The organism is uncultured Helicobacter sp. (assembly GCF_949282165.1).
Taxonomy (GTDB): domain Bacteria; phylum Campylobacterota; class Campylobacteria; order Campylobacterales; family Helicobacteraceae; genus Helicobacter_F.
Genome location: NZ_CASDOV010000016.1, coordinates 40,529 through 59,046 on the forward strand (window position 1 = coordinate 40,529; position 18,518 = coordinate 59,046).

20 protein-coding genes are annotated in these 18,518 nt (G+C 46.5%); 9 read left to right on the forward strand and 11 right to left on the reverse strand.

Going from position 1 to position 18,518, the window contains the following annotated elements:
* Positions 1–6: 6 nt before the first annotated feature.
* From ACH2BK_RS07950 to ACH2BK_RS07990, 9 genes are all read right to left on the reverse strand, one after another.
* Positions 7–1,149 (reverse strand): methyl-accepting chemotaxis protein, encoded by a 1,143-nt coding sequence (locus tag ACH2BK_RS07950; protein WP_395003219.1) that lies wholly within the window; start codon positions 1,147–1,149, stop codon positions 7–9.
* Positions 1,150–1,257: 108 nt separating this feature from the next.
* The gene (locus tag ACH2BK_RS07955; RefSeq protein ID WP_395003221.1) at positions 1,258–2,691 is read right to left on the reverse strand and encodes a hypothetical protein; all 1,434 of its coding nucleotides are present in this window, start codon (positions 2,689–2,691) and stop codon (positions 1,258–1,260) included.
* Complete coding sequence (locus ACH2BK_RS07960) at positions 2,688–3,092, reverse strand: GtrA family protein (RefSeq protein WP_395003223.1); 405 nt, start codon at positions 3,090–3,092, stop codon at positions 2,688–2,690. Before ACH2BK_RS07960 ends, ACH2BK_RS07955 begins: the two co-directional genes overlap by 4 nt.
* A gap of 70 nt (positions 3,093–3,162) precedes the next feature.
* Complete coding sequence (locus ACH2BK_RS07965) at positions 3,163–3,468, reverse strand: hypothetical protein (protein ID WP_395003225.1); 306 nt, start codon at positions 3,466–3,468, stop codon at positions 3,163–3,165.
* 61 nt (positions 3,469–3,529) lie between these two features.
* Positions 3,530–3,835: a hypothetical protein gene (locus ACH2BK_RS07970; protein ID WP_395003227.1), complete on the reverse strand. Its 306-nt coding sequence runs from the start codon at positions 3,833–3,835 to the stop codon at positions 3,530–3,532.
* Positions 3,832–5,748 carry an LIC_10190 family membrane protein gene (locus ACH2BK_RS07975; protein WP_395003229.1) on the reverse strand — a complete coding sequence of 639 codons (1,917 nt, stop codon included), beginning with the start codon at positions 5,746–5,748 and terminating at the stop codon, positions 3,832–3,834. Before ACH2BK_RS07975 ends, ACH2BK_RS07970 begins: the two co-directional genes overlap by 4 nt.
* Before the next feature lie 185 nt (positions 5,749–5,933).
* The gene (locus ACH2BK_RS07980; RefSeq protein WP_395003231.1) at positions 5,934–7,640 is read right to left on the reverse strand and encodes an LIC_10190 family membrane protein; all 1,707 of its coding nucleotides are present in this window, start codon (positions 7,638–7,640) and stop codon (positions 5,934–5,936) included.
* A 155-nt stretch (positions 7,641–7,795) separates the two neighbouring features.
* Positions 7,796–8,386, reverse strand: a complete 591-nt coding sequence (locus ACH2BK_RS07985) for a glycosyltransferase family 2 protein (protein ID WP_395003233.1) — start codon at positions 8,384–8,386, stop codon at positions 7,796–7,798.
* Positions 8,367–8,642 (reverse strand): glycosyltransferase, encoded by a 276-nt coding sequence (locus ACH2BK_RS07990; RefSeq protein ID WP_395003235.1) that lies wholly within the window; start codon positions 8,640–8,642, stop codon positions 8,367–8,369. Before ACH2BK_RS07990 ends, ACH2BK_RS07985 begins: the two co-directional genes overlap by 20 nt.
* A 373-nt stretch (positions 8,643–9,015) precedes the next feature.
* Here ACH2BK_RS07990 and ACH2BK_RS07995 point away from each other — a divergent pair, with 373 nt between their 5' ends.
* From ACH2BK_RS07995 to ACH2BK_RS08025, 7 genes are all read left to right on the forward strand, one after another.
* Positions 9,016–10,035 (forward strand): flagellar basal body P-ring protein FlgI, encoded by a 1,020-nt coding sequence (locus ACH2BK_RS07995; RefSeq protein WP_394994070.1) that lies wholly within the window; start codon positions 9,016–9,018, stop codon positions 10,033–10,035.
* Between the two features lie 145 nt (positions 10,036–10,180).
* A complete protein-coding gene (locus ACH2BK_RS08000) occupies positions 10,181–10,477 on the forward strand; it encodes a hypothetical protein (RefSeq protein ID WP_395003251.1) in 297 nt (98 codons plus the stop codon).
* Positions 10,478–10,509: 32 nt separating this feature from the next.
* Entirely contained in the window at positions 10,510–11,580 is a 1,071-nt protein-coding gene (locus tag ACH2BK_RS08005) for a sensor histidine kinase (protein WP_395003238.1), read from the forward strand.
* A 72-nt stretch (positions 11,581–11,652) separates the two neighbouring features.
* The gene (locus ACH2BK_RS08010; RefSeq protein ID WP_394994074.1) at positions 11,653–12,057 is read left to right on the forward strand and encodes a DUF1104 domain-containing protein; all 405 of its coding nucleotides are present in this window, start codon (positions 11,653–11,655) and stop codon (positions 12,055–12,057) included.
* 12 nt (positions 12,058–12,069) lie between these two features.
* The gene (locus ACH2BK_RS08015; RefSeq protein WP_394994076.1) at positions 12,070–12,783 is read left to right on the forward strand and encodes a response regulator transcription factor; all 714 of its coding nucleotides are present in this window, start codon (positions 12,070–12,072) and stop codon (positions 12,781–12,783) included.
* On the forward strand, positions 12,773–14,068 hold the full coding sequence (locus ACH2BK_RS08020; protein ID WP_395003240.1) for a sensor histidine kinase: 1,296 nt from the start codon (positions 12,773–12,775) through the stop codon (positions 14,066–14,068). Before ACH2BK_RS08015 ends, ACH2BK_RS08020 begins: the two co-directional genes overlap by 11 nt.
* Positions 13,992–14,798: a tRNA (5-methylaminomethyl-2-thiouridine)(34)-methyltransferase MnmD gene (locus ACH2BK_RS08025; protein ID WP_394994080.1), complete on the forward strand. Its 807-nt coding sequence runs from the start codon at positions 13,992–13,994 to the stop codon at positions 14,796–14,798. Before ACH2BK_RS08020 ends, ACH2BK_RS08025 begins: the two co-directional genes overlap by 77 nt.
* Positions 14,799–14,804: 6 nt before the next feature.
* Here ACH2BK_RS08025 and ACH2BK_RS08030 read toward each other — a convergent pair whose 3' ends face one another.
* Positions 14,805–15,413, reverse strand: coding sequence for a DJ-1 family glyoxalase III (locus ACH2BK_RS08030; RefSeq protein WP_394994082.1), 609 nt, complete (start codon positions 15,411–15,413; stop codon positions 14,805–14,807).
* Positions 15,414–15,503: 90 nt separating this feature from the next.
* Between ACH2BK_RS08030 and ACH2BK_RS08035 the strand changes: the two genes are divergently transcribed.
* Positions 15,504–15,800, forward strand: a complete 297-nt coding sequence (locus ACH2BK_RS08035) for an ATP-dependent Clp protease adaptor ClpS (RefSeq protein WP_394994084.1) — start codon at positions 15,504–15,506, stop codon at positions 15,798–15,800.
* 9 nt (positions 15,801–15,809) lie between these two features.
* Complete coding sequence (locus ACH2BK_RS08040; RefSeq protein ID WP_395003244.1) at positions 15,810–18,020, forward strand: AAA family ATPase; 2,211 nt, start codon at positions 15,810–15,812, stop codon at positions 18,018–18,020.
* On the opposite strand, the gene ACH2BK_RS08045 is transcribed toward ACH2BK_RS08040, so the two are convergent.
* A complete protein-coding gene (locus tag ACH2BK_RS08045) occupies positions 18,006–18,221 on the reverse strand; it encodes a hypothetical protein (protein WP_394994088.1) in 216 nt (71 codons plus the stop codon). The two genes, ACH2BK_RS08040 and ACH2BK_RS08045, sit on opposite strands and share 15 nt — an antisense overlap.
* Positions 18,222–18,518 lie beyond the last annotated feature (297 nt).

Consider the following 18,518-nt stretch of genomic DNA (forward strand, 5'->3'; position numbering starts at 1 on the left):
GGGGCTTTAGGCGAGATTCTCTACGCTTTTTTGGAGCTGCCCAAAGCTCTCATTGATAGAGAGGGATATGCTATGCACATTTTGGGAAGTCGCGAGATTGTGCTGGGCAAACTCGAGGATTTTTTTCATATCCTCATTGATGATTATGAGATCCTTGCTCATCACATCGCTATGGCCGATGAGCTTTTGGGTTGTTGCAAAGCTCTCATTAAAGACGCCCTCAAAGGTATCGATTTTGGTGTTTGCCTCGTTGGTGCGCGAGAGGAGATCCTCGACATTTTGCTTATTTTGTATGATGACTTCCTTGCTTTCATTGACATCTTGAGTCATCGCCTTGACATTGCTATCGATCTCACTAAGGCTATGCTGGGTGTTTTCTGCGAGTTTTCTCACTTCATCAGCCACCACGGCAAAGCCCCTCCCATGCTCGCCCGCCCTCGCGGCCTCGATGGCGGCGTTTAGGGCTAGGAGGTTGGTTTGATCGGCGATAGCGCGCACGGTTTCAACGATGCCTATAATCGCATTGGTATTATTCTCTAGGGATTCAAAATGCTCGACTAGGTTGGCGTTTTGGTTAAAAATACCCTCCACTAAGTTATACACATCTCTAAGCAGCGTGCGAATCTCCTGCATAGAGGCAAACATCGCTTCTTGCTCGGATTTGGTTTGCAAAATTTCTTCATTAAAGGTGCGCAAAAGCGCGCTTGTGGAATCTGCCTTGGAGTTGGTGGATTGTATGATTGCATTCATATCTTGCGTGAGATTGTGCAAAGAAGTGGCGATTTGACTAAGCCCTTGTATATCTGTGTGTCCGCTCTCTACTTTTTCATGTATCGTGCTCACCACGCTTTGTATGCGTGTCTTAAAATCATCAATGAGCGCGAGAATCTTGCCATTTTCTAAGCTATAGGAGGTATTGACTTTGATTTCGGAAGCAAGGGTTATGGATTTGAGTTCTTTGGCGATGATTTTTGTCATATTCACACCCCAAGTTTTCTCATCAATATCATGCACGACAAGCACCGCGACGATGACAAACTGCACGATTTGCCCGATGAGATTCTCGGTAAAAAAGAGGGCGTTGGTAGTCAGTATGAGAATGCCTAGTATGTGGATAACACGCATACGAAAATAGAGTGATTTAAGCATAGCAAATCCTTTGTGAGTGTGCTAAAGTGGCAAAAAGCGCGTAATACTAGCATTAAAATCCTAAATGCTCTGTTAATTTAGAATCTTTATCCGCTATCCCCATTGCCCTTAGGGCACTAGCGGCTTTTGGGATATGGGCTTAAAGGTTACTTTAATGTCTTTTTCTAAAAGCCCAAAGGTGCGCAGTGTCCTAGGGAAACTCGGGGCAAACCAACCATTCCAATGATGATGCCCAAAATGCTCGGGCACATAAATCTCGATATGCGTTTTGCCCTCCATTTGGGCTTGCTGCATTTGCTCTATCCAGCTTTGGGAGTGGGATTTGAAGTAGGCATAAGAGAGCCTTGGGCGTTCGTTGTAGGGCTGCAGGCTTTGGAAAAGCGCGATAAAAAAGAATAGAGAGATAAGAGCATAGCTAGCCCTGTATCGCGCTACCAAAATGCTCATAGCCACCACCATAAAGACAAGCATAGCCATAAATAAGCCGCTCATCAGATACCAAGTCGCCCCGCATTTGGAAGTGGTAAGCGTGTAAAATACCACGAGGCAGGGAATCCAAAGAATGAGCGCAAAGAGCGCAAGGCGGTGTTGGGGAGATTTGATAAAAAAAGCCCCAAGGAGTGAGAGGATATACGCAGCCCCAAAGAGCCACAAAAAGCCCCCTCGTATGCCCTTTAGCGTGGTATCAAGATAGGCTATGCCCCGCGTGAGATCAAAACTCGCGCAATACTGAGCCCTGCCCGAGTGTATCATCTGCCACAGCGCGATCGCCCAAAGGATAATGATAACTAAGAGGCAGAGATCAAAAAAGGTGCGCGTTTTGAGCACTGCTATGAAGCTTTTGTGCTCCCTGTATGTGGCAAATGTCCTAGTGAGCAGCACGCACCCAGCAAAGCTTGCAAGCAGCACACTCGCGCTCTCCATAGAAAAAATCGCCAAATACAGCGCGATTGCTACTGCCCCCCCCCCCATTACGCTTTTAGAAGTCAGAGTAGAGGGCTTGGCAACAAGGAGCGTGATGATACCCACGACAAATCCGAGATTGACAAGATAGGGCAGTGTGTAAAAACAAACCATCGTGAGGAGGTAGCCCATACCTTGGGCATTGAGATCTGCGGGGAGCAGGAGGGGCATCATCTGGGGCTTGGCGAGTGCTAGAGAGCCTAGGAGGAAAATGCTTGAGAGCAGCAGGGCGCGGATTCTATGCCCCGTGAGATAAAGGGCGCAAACATAGAGCAAAATATGCAATCCCACAAAGGCACTTGATAGGACAAGCGCGCAGGCAAGCGCGATAGAATCCAAAAAGTCCAAATGCGTGAGGGGCGCGATGACATACACACCGAGGTTTGCGATATTTGTCTGCAAGTATTGTGGTAGCAGGCGCGAGGGTATCCAAGAATTAGCGCTAAAAGATAGCGTAGGGTAGAGGCTCATATGCTGAAAGTCATCGCCCCAAAATGGCACGATGGGATAGGCATACCCATAAAAAAGCATAAGCGCGAAAAATTCCAACACAAAGCCAAAAATCACGAGTTTTTTCATATGTTCTCCTTGTAAATCACAAAATTACGCAAGCCAAAGTTAAAAACAAATGCCACGCCTATGGCAAGGACTTTGGTAAATACAGAATCTAGCTCGCACACATCCACGCCCACATACATCACACCCATATCTATGCACGCTCCTAGCGCGCTAACAAGGTAGATGAGCAGGCTTTCTTTGAGCGCAGAATCGTATGTGCTCACAAACACGAATTTGCGCGCTAGGATAAAATTCCAATAAGTGGCGAGCACAAAGGCAATAAGCGTGCTAAGTAGGTAATAAATCCCAAAGATTTTTTCACACAGCGCAAATACCGCGAGGTTTATGAGCGCAGCACTTGCGCCGACTATGCCATATTTATAGAATCTCTGCCAATGGGCTTTGGGGGATTTGTGAGACATATCTATCCTTGTGTTTGTGACTTTTCGTGGCATTGTATCATTTTTATCCCCTCATCTCACGCGCTGATGGCTATTGCAGCACCTTTTGTGCTTTGAGGAAGTTATTCATACCGCATTGAAAATAACTATGCTTGAGGAGTTTGAGGCGCGGCACCTGTGTAAGAGATTCTATAAAGTCGCGCTTGTTGTAGTAGCGTTTGTGATCGCGTATCTCACGCTCATCGATGAGATGCAGGCGATAGGAGAGAAACTCAAGCACGGGCTTTGCCGCGTGGCTTGGGGCGGTGAGCAGCAGTATGCCATTTGGCACGAGCACGCGCTCAATCTCTCTTAGCATTGCAATGGGTGCGCACAAATGCTCAATAACCGCAAGCATCGTTACTATCTCAAAGCTCTCGTTTTCAAAAGGCAAGGTGATGGCACTAGATTCTGTAATATCATCGTGTGAGAGAATCTGTGTCTGCCCCCCCCCCCATTTGCCTACTAGAAGCCTTTAATCCAAGCTCGTGCTTGCTCTCAAAGACATAGCTAAAGGTGTGGAGCTTGTCTGTGCGTATATCGGGGGCTTTGTAGTCTATCCCCACGCCCTTGGCGATATAGCCCTCCACCTCACGCAGTAGCCGCGCCTCAAAGCCACAGCCAATATCAAGCAAACGCGGATTGTCAAAGGATTTGATACTCGGGAGCACACGCGCAAGGCGCATAGTGCGCAAAAGCTTGTCAAAGATGGATTCATTTATCATTTTTGGTTCTCCTTTCCTGTGTTGATATAGGCTTTGCGCCCCATAATGCTCTTAAGCTCAATTTTTGGATTCCAATAGGGCGTGGTGGGCAGTGGCTCATACTCGACGCCCTCAAACCCCTCCGCTTGTCCGTCTTTGCGCACATAGATTTCTGCCCCAAAATCCGTCAATCTTTTTTGCACAAAGATAGTCTTAATCTTTTGTGGATCTTGCACGCTCTTTAGCACGCTCGCGCCAAAGATATTGTAACTACCCCAAAGGCTAAGGACTATCATCGCGCTAATAAATACTCTTAGGCGCACATTACAAAGCACTATCCACACACCCCAAACCCATATCACAAAAGTTTTTATCAACAGATAAATGGGCGTGAGTGTCGCGAGGAATGAGCCAAATCCAAGGATTCTTAGGATTTTGGATTGTAGGTTTTGGATAAGTGTGAGATTATGCGCATAGAGTATCCCCAAAAGTGGTATGAGATACACCATACCAAAGCGCGGATCGGGACCGCTTGCAAACCAAAATGCCACGCCACACAGAGCTCCTATAAAGAGCAGGAGGAAGTCTTTGTATTGCTTGCGTGTGTAGAGGGACTTTGGCAATATGAGCAAAAGCACGCTAAGCCCTAAAGCCGCCCAATACCCATACACAAAATATTTAAAATACCAATTAAAGTATCGCGTCTCCATTAGTAGCCATTTTTTGAGCCACGCAGAGCTTGAAAGCACTTCCTTGCAGTTTATGCCCGGATCTCTAGCCCAGCTCATCACCCAGCACACTTCGCCAGCGCGCTGCTCATCACTCACTGCCCACGGCAGAGAGGGGATATAACCCACTGCAGCGGGATAGGCTATCATACCTGAAGTCATATAGCCCTTGAGTGCCCAAGGCAGGGCGTAGATAAGCGCAAATATGCCAAGGTAGGCGAGGTATTTGAGCGAGATTTTAGAAACTATTTGCTTTTTATATAGATAGAGAGCACAGATTGCCACAGCGGCTAAAAGCCCGGTATTTGCGATTTTAACTAGTGCGGCAAAAAAGGCGATGATAAAGCTAAGGACGAGTGTGTGGGCTAGGAGTGCGGGCTTATCGTGCTTAGATTCTGTGGGATTTTGGCTTATAGAATCCCTAGCATTTAGCGCACGCAAAAGCATAGCAAACACCAATATCCCAAGCACTGCGCCAATCCCCTCGCAATACAGCCCCCTAAACTCGCCCCATCGCAAAATAAAAGGAAAGGCAAGTGCGGCGCACACGACAAAGAGTGCGGATTTGTCGCTTAGTAGAGAATCTTGTCGTGCGTGCTTGTGGAGTGGATTGAGCAAAATCAAAAACACACTAAAAAACAGCCCAAAATACACTATTTCATTGCCGATAAAACTCCGCAATCCGGGGAAGATTTGACTCACATCACTAAGGGCATAAAAATTATAAATAATCCCATTAAATCCCAGCCGCCCATGCACATTGCCAAGCCCAAAGATTATGGGCGATTGCTCGATCCAAGTAACGATTTGGATATGGTAATTGACACTATCGCCATAGGAGTCGTGGTGGAGGCTTAAGATCCCAACGATAAAAAACGCGCATAAGCCGCTTAACCCAATCTGCCAAGAGCGCAGAATCTCTCTGTATAGCCACACAAAAAGTCCAAGCCCAATAAGCAAAAATCCTAGAGAAAGAAACGCATAAAGTGGTAAGAAAAAATTTAGCACTTGCACGATGAAGCTCAAAAACGCCACGCCAAGTATGAGACTAACAAATAGCTCAAGCCACAAGGTATGCGCAAAGACTTGCACACCAAATACACGCCCATAGATTCTATACACAAGAGCGCCAAAGCCAAATACTGCCATAATCCATAGCCCAAGTGCTAAGAGAATCTTAAAATCTATCATCAGCCAATCTGTCATTACAACTCCTTTGTGTGGTTTTGTTTAGTGATTTTTAGAGAGGAGCGTGAGTGCCCCATCGCCCATTTTGTGCCAAAAATGCGACTTAGTGAGAATACCCCTCACTATGCCTTAGTAGCACACTGCCTTTTAGAGAATCTAAAGATTACTTAGATTCTCTAACGCCATTGGTGGCTTAGATTCTCTCATTTTGCCTCCTTGTAATACATATCTCTGCCCAAAAAGTTTTTTTTGCTAAGCTTGGGATTAAAATATGGTGTCGCGGGGAGGGGAGCATCATAGACTCTATCGCCCTTTGTTGGGAGAAACACTACCATACCAGAATCTGTGGTAGCACTCTTTAGCTCTATGTGAGGGATTTTGTCTGCAGTGTCTATGCCTGAAGTGGCAAGGTGTTTATTGATATGTATGCTGCATATGCATAAGATGATGATAACCAAATGGTATTGTTTGCGCTCCAAGAGGACTAATACACAAAATGCTACCAAAAATGCGCCCAGAGGGAAGAAGTACTGATACCCAAACCTAGGATCAGGAGCACTCAAAAACCAAAAGACAATCCCTCCAATGAGGCTAAGCCCAAGCACTGCGTATTTTTTGAAATGCACAAATTTGAGCCAGCCAATCACTCTTAGTAAGACAATGCCTACAATCCCAGCTAGGCAAAATTGCAAAAAGAGTTTAAAATTCCCAACCCACACATATTTATCCCACCACAATCCCATCCAAGTGCCATTATTTAGCAGCTCTTGTCCATTTGGCGTGCCCGCGACTCTCGCCCAGTTTGCGATGATGGTGACTTCTCTCGCTCTTGTTGTATCATCTATCGCCCAAGGGAGTTTAGGAAAATACCCCACGCTTGCGGGATAGGCTATCATTCCCGAGGTTATGATGCCTTTTAACGCCCACAATGAGCCCAAAAAAGCCCCAAAGAGCATAAAAAGTAAAAAATCTCGCAAACATTGCTTTGAGATTCTAAAACACTGCCAATGCACCAACACAACGCCTATAAGCACAAAAATGGCAGAAATCTTGATAAACACGCAAAAAAATCCAATCATATAGAGAATGAAAAACGAAAATCTTAGATTCTGTAATGGGGCTTTGAGATTGAGTAGTTTTAGGCAATACCCACAAACGCTAAGCCCTAGGATACCAAGCACGCCCTCGGCATACATTCCGCCACCAAGCCAATAGGAAAATATGAGGGCTAGACTTAAAGCAATGCCCATAAAAATATCATCAAGGTTTTTGTGCTGCAAATGCACCAATCCTAGGACGCCTGAGACAAAAAAGAAAAAGCAAATAATCTCCACTGACAAAAACGAGCGAATCTGTGGGAAAAAATGTGATACTTCAGTAAGGGCGGCGAAGTTGTATAAGATATTGTTAAAACCAAAGCGTGTATGGATATTGGCAATGCCAAAATGTAGGGCTTCTTGCTGCACCCATTTGACGGCTTGGATATGATATAAGCCCGTATCGTAGGCACTCTCTGGGCGCATCGCAAAGACTGCGCATAAGATGAAAGCCAAAATGATGGCGATAAACAATGTCGAGCGTTTTTGCAAAGTATCCTCTACCATCGTTTGTGCCCTCTTGCCTCGGGGCAGCAAATACGCAAACAAGCCAACGCCAAGCCCCATAAACACAGCACTCACGCTTGAGGAAATGGGAGTGATAAAATGCAAAAACTGCATAATGAGGCTAAGGAAAAATACTCCGAGCAAGCCCACAAAGAGGATATAGAACTTCGTATCGATGGCAAGTGTGTTGTCTATTTTGAAGAGATGAGCGATTTTTTTAAGACACACCAAAGCCAAAAAGCCAAAGCCACAATCCAGCCCAAAAGCACGAGAGCGATTTTTGCATTGACAATCCATACTTCCCATTTGCCTATCCTTTGAGATTATGATTTAATGCAATTTGCTTGTGGCAAATTGCTATCGCTCGTGGGGAATAAATCCCCACTCGCTCCGCTTACGCGCACATAATCACAGAATCTATTGACTTAGATTCTCTAGATTCTGTAATGTCGCGAGTTGGCTTAGATTCCATACTTCACAATCGCCCACAGGGCGCGAAATCCGTCCTTGATACCAATCTTTTTGCCCTCCTCATAGGTGCGCCCATAGTAGGAAATCCCCACTTCATAGATTCTAATGCCCTTAATCTTTGCTACTTTTGCCGTGATCTCTGGTTCAAAGCCGAAGCGATTTTCTTCTATGCTGATACTTTGGATAATCTCGCGTTTAAAGACTTTGTAGCAAGTCTCCATATCGGTGAGGTTGAGGTTTGTCATCATATTTGAAAGCAGCGTGAGCAGCCCATTGCCCATTCTGTGCCAAAAATACAGCACGCGATGGGAATCCCCGCTCACAAAGCGCGAGCCAAACACCACATCGGCTATGCCCTTTTCAAAGGGCGCGAGAAGCTTTGGATACTCGTTTGGATCGTATTCTAAGTCGGCATCTTGGATGATGACCAGATCGCCGCTAGCGTGTGCTATGCCCGTGCGCAATGCCGCGCCCTTGCCTTGGTTTTTCGTGTGGTAGAGGATTTTGAGCGTTGAGGTGGTGGGGGATTGTGTGATTTTTGGGGATTGTGGAGCGGGGTTGTTAGCTGCCCCCCCCCCCAATTTGACTTAAACAGCCCACATCTAGGGCTTGTGATTGCGCAGCGTTATTTGTCATAAGGGATTGCAAAATCTCTCTTGTGCCATCATTTGAGCAGTCATCGACTACGATGATTTCTTTGTGGTAGGGGATATCGACATTTTGCACGACGGAGAGAATGCTTGTAATCGTGGCTTTTTCATTGTAGCAGGGAATGACGATGGAGAGGGTTTTTGGCTTAGATTGTGTAGGGTGCGTGAAGTCGTTAGATTCTTGCATTTATAACCTTTGGGCGTGGAATGAAGCGCATATTGTAGTGTAAAAAGCTTTTGCTAAGCTTAGGCGTGGGCTTTGCGCGCATTCACAGAATCTAGGGCGAAATTCTATAATTTTTCACTCGGTTTATAGAAAAGGTGTTAGCCCAAGCGGCGTTCCTGACGCGATTACACCAAGAGATTCTATAATCTTACTAAAAAACGCAATGTATGTTCGCGAAGCGGAGGGGCGAGGGGCTTTGCCCCAAACCCCGATAACAAATTTTTGCTAAGCAAAAATTTGCATTAAAATAATGGAATCCTTTTTGCTCCACTTCTCAAAGAAAATGAGACAAATGGCTCATAGGGATATGAGTGTTGAGCGTTTAAGGAGATGTATGAAAAAGCTTGTTTTGTTGCTAATGTGTGGTGTGGGGCTTGCGTGGGCGCAAAAGATCGCAGAGCTTGCCCAAATCGTGGGGATTAGAGAAAACTCGCTCGTGGGCTATGGGCTCGTGATAGGGCTCAATGGCACGGGAGATAAAAACGGCTCGAAATTCACTATGCAAAGTATGGCAAATATGCTAGAGAGTATGAATGTCAAAGTCTCGGCAAATGATATAAAGTCAAAAAATGTCGCGGCGGTGATGGTAACGGCAAATATGCCCGCCTTTGCGCGTGCGGGGGATAAAATCGATATACAAGTCTCCTCCATCGGCGATGCCAAATCCATAAATGGCGGCACACTCGTGCTCACGCCCCTAAGTGCGGTAGATGGCAATATCTACGCCCTAGCGCAGGGGGCTATCACGCTTGGCGAGAGTAGCAATACCCTCTCGGGCACGCTCATAAATGGCGCGACTATCGAGCGCGAAGTCGCCTACAATATCGCCGCACAAGACTCCGCCACGCTTAGCCTCAAAAAATCCGATCTCCAAAATGCCGTGAAGATTCAGCAAACGCTCAATGAGACTTTCAACGCCAATGTCGCCCAAGCCATAGATTCACGCACCATTAGGCTACATAAGCCCGAAGTGATGAGTATGGTGGAGTTTTTGGCACTTGTGGAGGAAGTGGAGATTGAGTATATCCAAAAGCAGCGGGTTGTCATCGATGAAAAAAGCGGGACGATTGTCGCGGGGCTGGGGATTACTATAGAACCTATTGTGGTTACACACGGCGAGCTCACGCTTAAAATCTCTGATGAGATTCAAAGCGATCCAGAGGCTCTAAGTATCGGCGATGATGTGAGTATCTCCAAAGCCCAAAGCACCATCGCCACCAATGGCAAAAAGCCCACAATCGCCAATGTCGTGCGCGCGCTGCAAAAAATCGGCGCAAGCCCCAAAAATATCATCTCAATCCTAGAGACGATGAAAAAAAGTGGCGCGATAACTGCGGATATCGTGGTGATGTAGATTCTATAAAGGAGGTGTGAAAATGAATGTGTCGCTGCAAAATGGTATCAATGCGTATGAGAATCTAAAAGGCGATGCGCTACTACAAAATCTAAAAAATCGCCAAACCATACAAAGCGCGCAAAGCATAAAGGGCGCGCAAGCTATGCGAGGTGGGCAAAATGCTCAACCTACACAAAACGCGCAAAATGCGTCCTCCTCACTCCAAAAACTCCAAGCTAATGAGGATAAGAAGCTAAGAGAGCAGACGGATAATTTTGAGGCGTTGTTTTTGCAGATTATGCTAAAAGATGCGATAAAAAATGAAAATCCACTCTATCCCAAGCAGCCCGGGAGCGATATCTATCACTCAATGTATATTGAAAATCTCGCAAGCACTCTTAGCGGAAGCTTTGGGTATAGCGAGCTACTCTTTAATTACCTTAGAAGTTTGCAAAAGTAAAGGCTAGATTCTAAAAAACAAAGGGAGTGCGTATGGAGGATTTGCCACAGGAGAGTTTGCTAAGCCATAATCTCATCGAAAGCCTTGATACTAATGACAAGCAAAAGGTGCTAGATTCACTCCTAGAGCTCATTCAAGGCACCTATCAGCTCGAAGAAGAGTTTAAAAGTCTAAAAAACCTCTATAACAATGTCCTAGAGCTCCTACCCCAAGCCATTTGGGTGCTAGAGAAAGATGGCAAGCTCTTTTATCAAAACAACCAAGCCTATGCGATGCCTGAAGTCCTAGCCCTTATCCAAACGAGCCTAAGCCTCTCGCCTATTAGCATAGGCGAGATTTATGAAAGCGAGCTGGAGTATAACAACAACGCCTACATGTTTAAGATTAGCCCGCTAAGCGATAAAACCATCATCACTGCCTTTAACATCACTAACCAAAAACGCCAAGAGCGACTAGCCTCTATGGGGCAAGTCTCCGCACATCTAGCCCACGAGATACGCAATCCCGTGGGCTCTATCTCGATTCTGACTTCTAGCTTGCTAAAGCGCGGTGATTGTAGTATCCAGCCTATCGCCACAGAGATTAAAAAATCCATTTGGCGTATCGAGCGGCTCATCAATGCCACCTTGCTTTTTTCTAAAGGCATTAGTGTCAATAAAAAGCCCCACACGCTCCAATCTATCGAGCAAGAGCTTAGAGAATCTATCGCGTATTACACATATTCTAAAGATATCGAGTTTAGATTCACATTTATAGAATCTAGCGAGGTGCTTATAGACTTTGATCTCTTTAGCATTGTGCTACAAAATTTTGTGTTTAACGCCATCGATGCGATTGAGGAGAGTGATGAGGAGCGAGGGTGCGTGGAGGTGTGGTGTAGCCAAGATGAGGCAAAAAGCGTGTTTTATGTGCGTGATAATGGCAAACCAATCGAGGATAAAAACCTGCTTTTTGAACCCTTTAAAAGCACCAAGTTAAAGGGCAATGGGCTAGGGCTAGCCCTAAGTCAGCAAATCGTGCAAGCCCATAATGGGCGCATTAGTTTGCAAGAAAATGGCGATAAGGTTTTTGTGATTGAAATCCCCGCGCTAATTCACAGCTAATCCACAACTTTTGCCTACACTGCACGCACACTTTTGCTTAAAAAGTGGATTTTACCCAATAAGGAGTAGTGTATGAAAAGAAGACTAGCACTCAGTGTATTCACAAGCCTCGCGCTAGGTGGCGCGCTCTGTGGAGCGGACTTTGGGAAGCAGAGCAACAAGGAGCTGCTCTCCCTCTCTGGCAAGGTAAGCCCCAAGGATATGCCTGAGTATAGGCTAGAGATAGCCAAGCGTATCGAGAATATGAGCGTGAAAGAGGCGCGGGAGTTTGAGGAGGGCTTGCGTGAGCAAGCCCAAAAGGTGTATGATGGTATGAAGGTTAAGGACTTCCGCGCTTACAAACACGAGGTGCATAAGGAAATGGAGCGATTTTGCCGTGAGAATAAAGAGCAGTGCAAGCTGCTGCACCCGCCAAGGCATTATAAGATTCATAGCGAGCACGATGAGGGAGCTAGAGCCCCTAAACCCAAAAAATAATGAAGGCAAAAAATGAGTGATAAAAACAAGCGAGGTGCGAGAATCTTGCTTCTAGAAGATGATGGTGTGCTCGCAGAGATTTTGTGCGAGTTTTTGGAGAGCGAGGGCTTTAGTATCGAGCTGTGTCAGGACGCCTCTAGCGCGCTTAGCTTGGCGTATGAGAGGAGCTTTGATCTGTGGCTGCTTGATGTGAAAGTGCCTCTGGGCGATGAGCTAGAGGCGATGGAAGCTCTCCCGGGCTTTGAAGTGCTCAAAGCCCTGCGCCAAGCGGATAAAACCACGCCTTGTATTTTTATCACTTCGCTTAGCAGCGTGCAGGATTTGCAAATGGGCTATGAGGTGGGCTGCGATGATTTTTTGCGCAAGCCCTTTGAGCTTGTGGAGCTGCGGCTGCGCATTCACACGCTGCTCAAACGCCCCTTTGCGCACCGCAAGGCACAAATGGAGGATTTTGGTAATGGCGTGAGCTTTGATGTCATCACCAAAACCCTGTATAAAGAGGGCGAGATCCTGCCACTCACCAAAAAAGAAACCGCCCTGCTAAATCTCCTCCTGCAGCACCCAAACACCTATATCCCCCAAGAGCGCATTTTTGAGACGCTTTGGGATATGGGGCAGGAGCCTAGCGAGCTCTCACTGCGCGCGTATATCAAAAATTTGCGCAAACTCATCGGCAAGCACAAGATTGTAAATCAACACAACAAGGGCTATTGCTATGTTCGCTAGCTCCACTAAGCGCACGATAGCTAAGATTCTATCCCTGTATCTGGGCACGAGCCTTGTGCTGCTATGCGGGCTGTTTTATTTTGTGTATAAGAAGGAAACGCGCAATATCTATTATGAGCAGGTTATCTCGCTGCGTGAGGTATCGCTAGGGATTACAGAAATTTTGAAAAAATACCCAAATAACCTAGAGCGCGCGCTTACAGAGATTAGAGAATCTAGGGCAGATCTCGCCTTTGGGATTTTTAGCAAAAGGGGCGAGGTGGTGTTTTCTAACCTCCTAGCCAATCCCACGCACGAGGAGTTTTTGGAGGGATTTTATAAGATAGATGATAGGGTAGTGCTCGATCCAGAAGCCTTTGCCCACCGCCATTACAAGCCCACGCGCTTCCCGTATAGAATCTTTATCCAAGATGAAAATGTCGATTCGCTCATCATCGCAAACAACATCAAGCTTGGCGTGTATTTCGTGCTTATCCTCCTAGCGATGGGGATTGTGGCGTATTTTTTGGTGCGATTGTTTCTAAAGCCTATCCACAACCACATACAGCGGCTTGATAGCTTTATCAAAGACACGACACACGAGATCAACACGCCTATTAGCATTATCCTAATGAGTGTGGAGATGCTCCAAACAAAAGCCCTAAGCTCTGAAGATAAGAAAAAAATCACGCGCATTAAACTCGCGTCCTTGCAGCTAGAGCATATCTATCGCACGCTTGTGGCGTATAACTTCCCCCATAGCCTCCCACAGACTAAGCAAAGGCTTAGGATAGATTTGCTTTTGTGCGAGCGGCTAGAGTTTTTCGCGCCATTTTTGGCACAAAAATCCCTCACACTCCGCAGTGATCTCGCCCCCGCACATCTATACGCAAACAGAGAAAAAATCATCACATTGTTTGATAATCTCCTAAGCAATGCAATCAAATACAACAAGCACGATGGGGAGATTTCTATCATTTTGCGCGAGGGATATTGTGCTATTAGAGATAGCGGGAGCGGGATAGATTCTAAACATAGGGCGATGATTTTTGAGCGATTTGCGCGCTTTGATAAAAGCGTGGGGGGATTTGGCATAGGGCTTAGCCTCGTGCGCGAGATATGCAGGGAGTATGGCATACGCATACGCGTGCAGAGCGCACAAGAGGCACAAAGCCAAAGTGGCGTGGATACACAAAGTGTGGATAAGGGCAGTGCGGATAATGCGAGTAATGCCAATAAGGGCGGCAGTGCGTTTGTGCTTACTTGGGATTTGGAGGCAGGAGATGGGCGTGCAGATTCTCAATAATCCTAAAAAGGGCGCGCTAGAGCTAAGGGAAAGTGCCGATGGGAGCGTTAGCGCATATAGCACGCGCTTTGATGAGTGCTATCATAGTTTGAGGGACGGGGCGCTGCGTGAGAGCCTCTATAAGCACATCATACCGGCTTTTAGCGCACTTGAGGGTGCGCGCGAGATGAGAATCTTAGACATTTGCTTTGGGCTTGGGTATAACACCTTGGCGAGTTTGTATTATGCGCGCACTCACAATCTCCCTCTAAATCTGTATATCTACTCCCCCGAGCTAGATGACTCCCTATTGACAAACCTCATCGACTTCCCCTATCCTAGGGAGCTTGCCACGCTACCCTTATGCGAGATTTTGTGTGCATTGCGCGATAGGGGCGTGTATGAGGACGCGCACACATATATAGAGGTGAGGCTCATCGATGCGTGTGTGTATGTGCGAGAAATCCCCACAGAGGGCATTGATGTGATTTATCAAGACGCCTTTAGCCCTAGGAAAAATCCCGAGCTTTGGAGTGAGGCGTATTTTGCGCAGCTTTATAGAATCCTCGCGCCAAATGGCATACTCACCACTTATTCCCAAAGCGCAGCCATACGCAAAAACGCCCTTGTCTGCGGGTTTGTCGTCTATGATTGTGTGCATAATGAAAATCTTGTGCGTGGGGGGAGTGTGATGAGCAAGCGTGAGCTCTCACTCCCACGCTATCGTCTCAAACGCTATGAGGCGCGCTAGGCTGCTTTAGGCTTGGTAGAGTAGTCCGCTAGCGATATTTTGGACAAGTGGAGTATGAAAGTCTGCATTGATCTGATACGCCCCTAGATTCTCCGTGTGCAGGATATCTGCGAGCCTTAGCGCAAACTCCATAGCCGTGGCAGGTCCTTGTGAAGTCAGGATAGAATCCACATAGCACACGCGCCTATCCACATAGCACAATCCCTCATCGGCGTGACTCTCTCGCAGTGCCTCGGCTTGGCAGGAGGGGTAGCAGGTAAATTCCTTTGATAAGATTCTAAAATGTGCGAGCACAATGGGCGCGGCACAGATGGCAGCGATGAGCCTATGTGAGCTGGCAAACGCCCTCAAAACCTCGCCCAAACCTTTATGCGCACGCATACGCTGCATATTTTCATAGCCCCCTACAAGCGCGATACACGCACACTCCTCATACTCATTTTGGGCAAACATCCCATCAGCTTGCAGCGTGATATTATGCGCTCCCACCAAGCTTGGGCTAGATTCTAATGAGAGAATCTCCACGCCTATCTCACAGCGGCGCAGCACATCCACCACGCTAATAAGCTCAATCTCTTCAAAGCCCTTTGCAACGGGCACGATCACCTTTTTCATAATCACCTCCTTAATTGTTAGGGAACTATAAAGTTTATTGTTAAATAGGTAAAGTTTGCTACAATAGCGGGCAAAAATTTAGGAGAGTTTATGCCACAAAGCAGCCACGAGAGTGCCACAGATACCGCGATTGAAGAACCCACATTTTATGAAGTGATTTTGTTTAATGATGATTGGACGACGATGGATTTTGTCATCGATGTGCTTATGCGTATTTTTGAAAAAAGCAGCGATGAAGCCGTGAATATTATGCTAAAAATCCACAAAGAGGGCTCTGGAGTGTGTGGCGTGTATCCCTATGATATCGCCGAGCTAAAGGCAAAAATCACGCTAGATTTGGCAAAGCAAAATGGCTATCCGCTCCGCGTGCAGACAAAACAACTCTAAAGGCAGACAATGACACATAATCTACCATTTATCATCAGCGAAGCTAGAGAAATCGCTAAGGATATGCAACACAATATTTTGACAACCGAACATATATTTTTGGCACTTTTATACAGCAAAGAGGGCAGTGAGTTTTTGGGCAAATTTGGGGGCAATGTCAGCGAGATGGCAAGTATCACTTATGCCTATCTCAAACGCTATGTCCCAAGCTCGCACAATCTCGATAATAGCCCTATGCACACGCCATCACTAGAGAGAATCTTTGGGCTTATGATGGGTCATCTGCAGGCTCAAGGCAGGCAAAGGCAGCCAGAGATTGGGGATTTTATTGCAGCGGTGCTTGAGGAGCAGCATTGCTATAGTGCTAAGATTCTAAACGCTCAAGGAATCGATCGCTACAGCGTCCTAAGCTACCTCACCCAAGAGCAGGAAAAGGACAACCAACAGCGAGGGAGTGGGAGTGAGGGCAACCAACGCCAAGAGAGCTATCTCGCGCAATTTGCCAAAAACCTCACACAAGCAGCCATTGAAGGCAAGATAGATCCTATCATCGGGCGCAATGAGGAGATTTTGCGCATTAGTGAGATTCTCTGCAGGCGCAAGAAAAACAATCCCGTGCTTATTGGCGAATCGGGCGTGGGCAAAAGCGCGATAGCCGAGGGGCTAGCACTAGAGATTAGCCAAAAGCGCGTGCCACAAGCCCTGCATAATGCGCAGATTTTTATGCTCGATCTCGCCTCTATGGTGTCTGGGAGCAAGTATCGTGGGGATTTTGAAAAACGCTTAAAGGGCGTATTGAGCGAGCTTGAGAAAATCCCAAATAGCATTGTGTTTATCGATGAGATTCACACGATCGTGGGTGCGGGAGCGGCAAATAGCTCGAGCCTTGATGCCTCAAACCTCCTAAAGCCCGCCCTTGCTAATGGCTCCCTGCGCTGCATTGGGGCGAGCACATTTAATGAGTTTAAGCAAACTTTTGACAAGGATAAGGCACTTTTGCGCCGTTTTTGTAAGGTGGAGGTTAAAGAGCCTAGCATAGAGGATTGTTATAAGATTTTGGAGGGTTTGCAGCCCATATATGAGAAGTTTCATAATGTCAAATACACGCACGCCGCGCTCAAAGTCTGTGTGGATCTCTCACATCGCTACATTACTGATAGATTTTTGCCCGATAAGGCGATTGATTTGCTCGATGAGAGCGGAGCGTATTTTAAGATAAATGCCAAAGATTCCCTGCCCACCATTAAGCCAAAGGACATTGAATCTATCATCTCAAAAAGCGTGCATATCCCCAAAACTCAAGTCAATCGCGATGAGAGCAGGGCACTTAGGGACTTAGAAAAGACGCTAAAAAAGCGCATTTTTTCACAAGATAGGGCTATCGAAGAAGTCGTGCGCGTGATAAAGAAAAACAAAGCCGGGCTTGGCGAGCTAAATAAGCCCATCGGAAGCTTTGTGTTTGCGGGACCAAGCGGCGTGGGCAAGACAGAGCTTAGTATCGAGCTTGCCAAAGCGCTAGGGATTGCGTTTGTGAAGTTTGATATGAGCGAATATATGGAATCCCACTCCATATCGCGGCTCATCGGCGCGCCGGCGGGCTATGTGGGCTTTGAGCAGGGGGGCTTGCTCGTGGATTCTATCCGCAAAAATCCCTATTGCGTGCTGCTGCTTGATGAGATTGAAAAGGCACATAGCGATATTTATAATGTGCTGCTGCAGGTGCTAGATGCTGCGAGTTTGACGGATAATGCGGGCAATCGCGCGGATTTTAAAAATGTCATCGTGATTATGACGAGCAATGCGGGGAGCAAAGAGGGCAATGCCTTGGGCTTTAATGCCGATAACAAGGGCAAGAGCGAGGGGGCTATCAAGCATCTTTTCTCGCCAGAGTTTCGCTCGCGCCTTGATGGCGTGGTGCATTTTGGCGCACTTGGAGTGCGTGAATACCGCCTCATCGCGCAAAAATACCTTGAAGATCTCAATGCGCAGCTAAAAAATAAGCACATCACGCTGCTGCCAGATTCTAAAACGCTAGAGTATTTGGCGAGCCAAAGCGTGGATAATGCGCTTGGGGCGCGCGAGATACGGCGTTTGATAGACACACAGATTAAGCTCCCGCTAAGTGATGAGATACTCTTTGGCAAGCTTAAGAAAGGTGGCAGGGTAAAAATCACAGCCAAAGACAAAGCCCTGCATTTGGAAGTGCTAAATCGCACTTAAGCACGCTATGACGATTTTGATAAGTTTAAAATGGCTCTTACCCACACTCCGCTCATATGAGCAATACAGGCTTATAATGCGATGAAGTTGTGGATTTTTCAAAGATGGGTGCGCTGCTTTGCTAATGTGGATAGAGTGAAACAAAAATCCGCCAACCTCCCTCAAAACCTCGCTTTGTTGTGCAATAGTGGTATTACGCAATCCACTCCAAGCTAAGCGCAGAATCTAGGCATTTATAGAATCTAGCTCCACAGATTCTAAACCTCAAGCAATTTACACAATCCATCAACTTATAAAGCCTTGTGCAAGCTTTTTGAAGTCGTGGATTCTGTAAGTTTCTTAGATTCTGAATTTGCACTAGATTGTAAGATTTTTGGAGTTTAGATTCTGTCTTTATATGTTGTTTAGAATCTCCTTGGATTCTGTGCGTGTTTTAGAATCTCTCGGGCTAGATTCTGTAAATGCCCTAGACTCTGCAGCTCCTAGATTCTGTGTTTT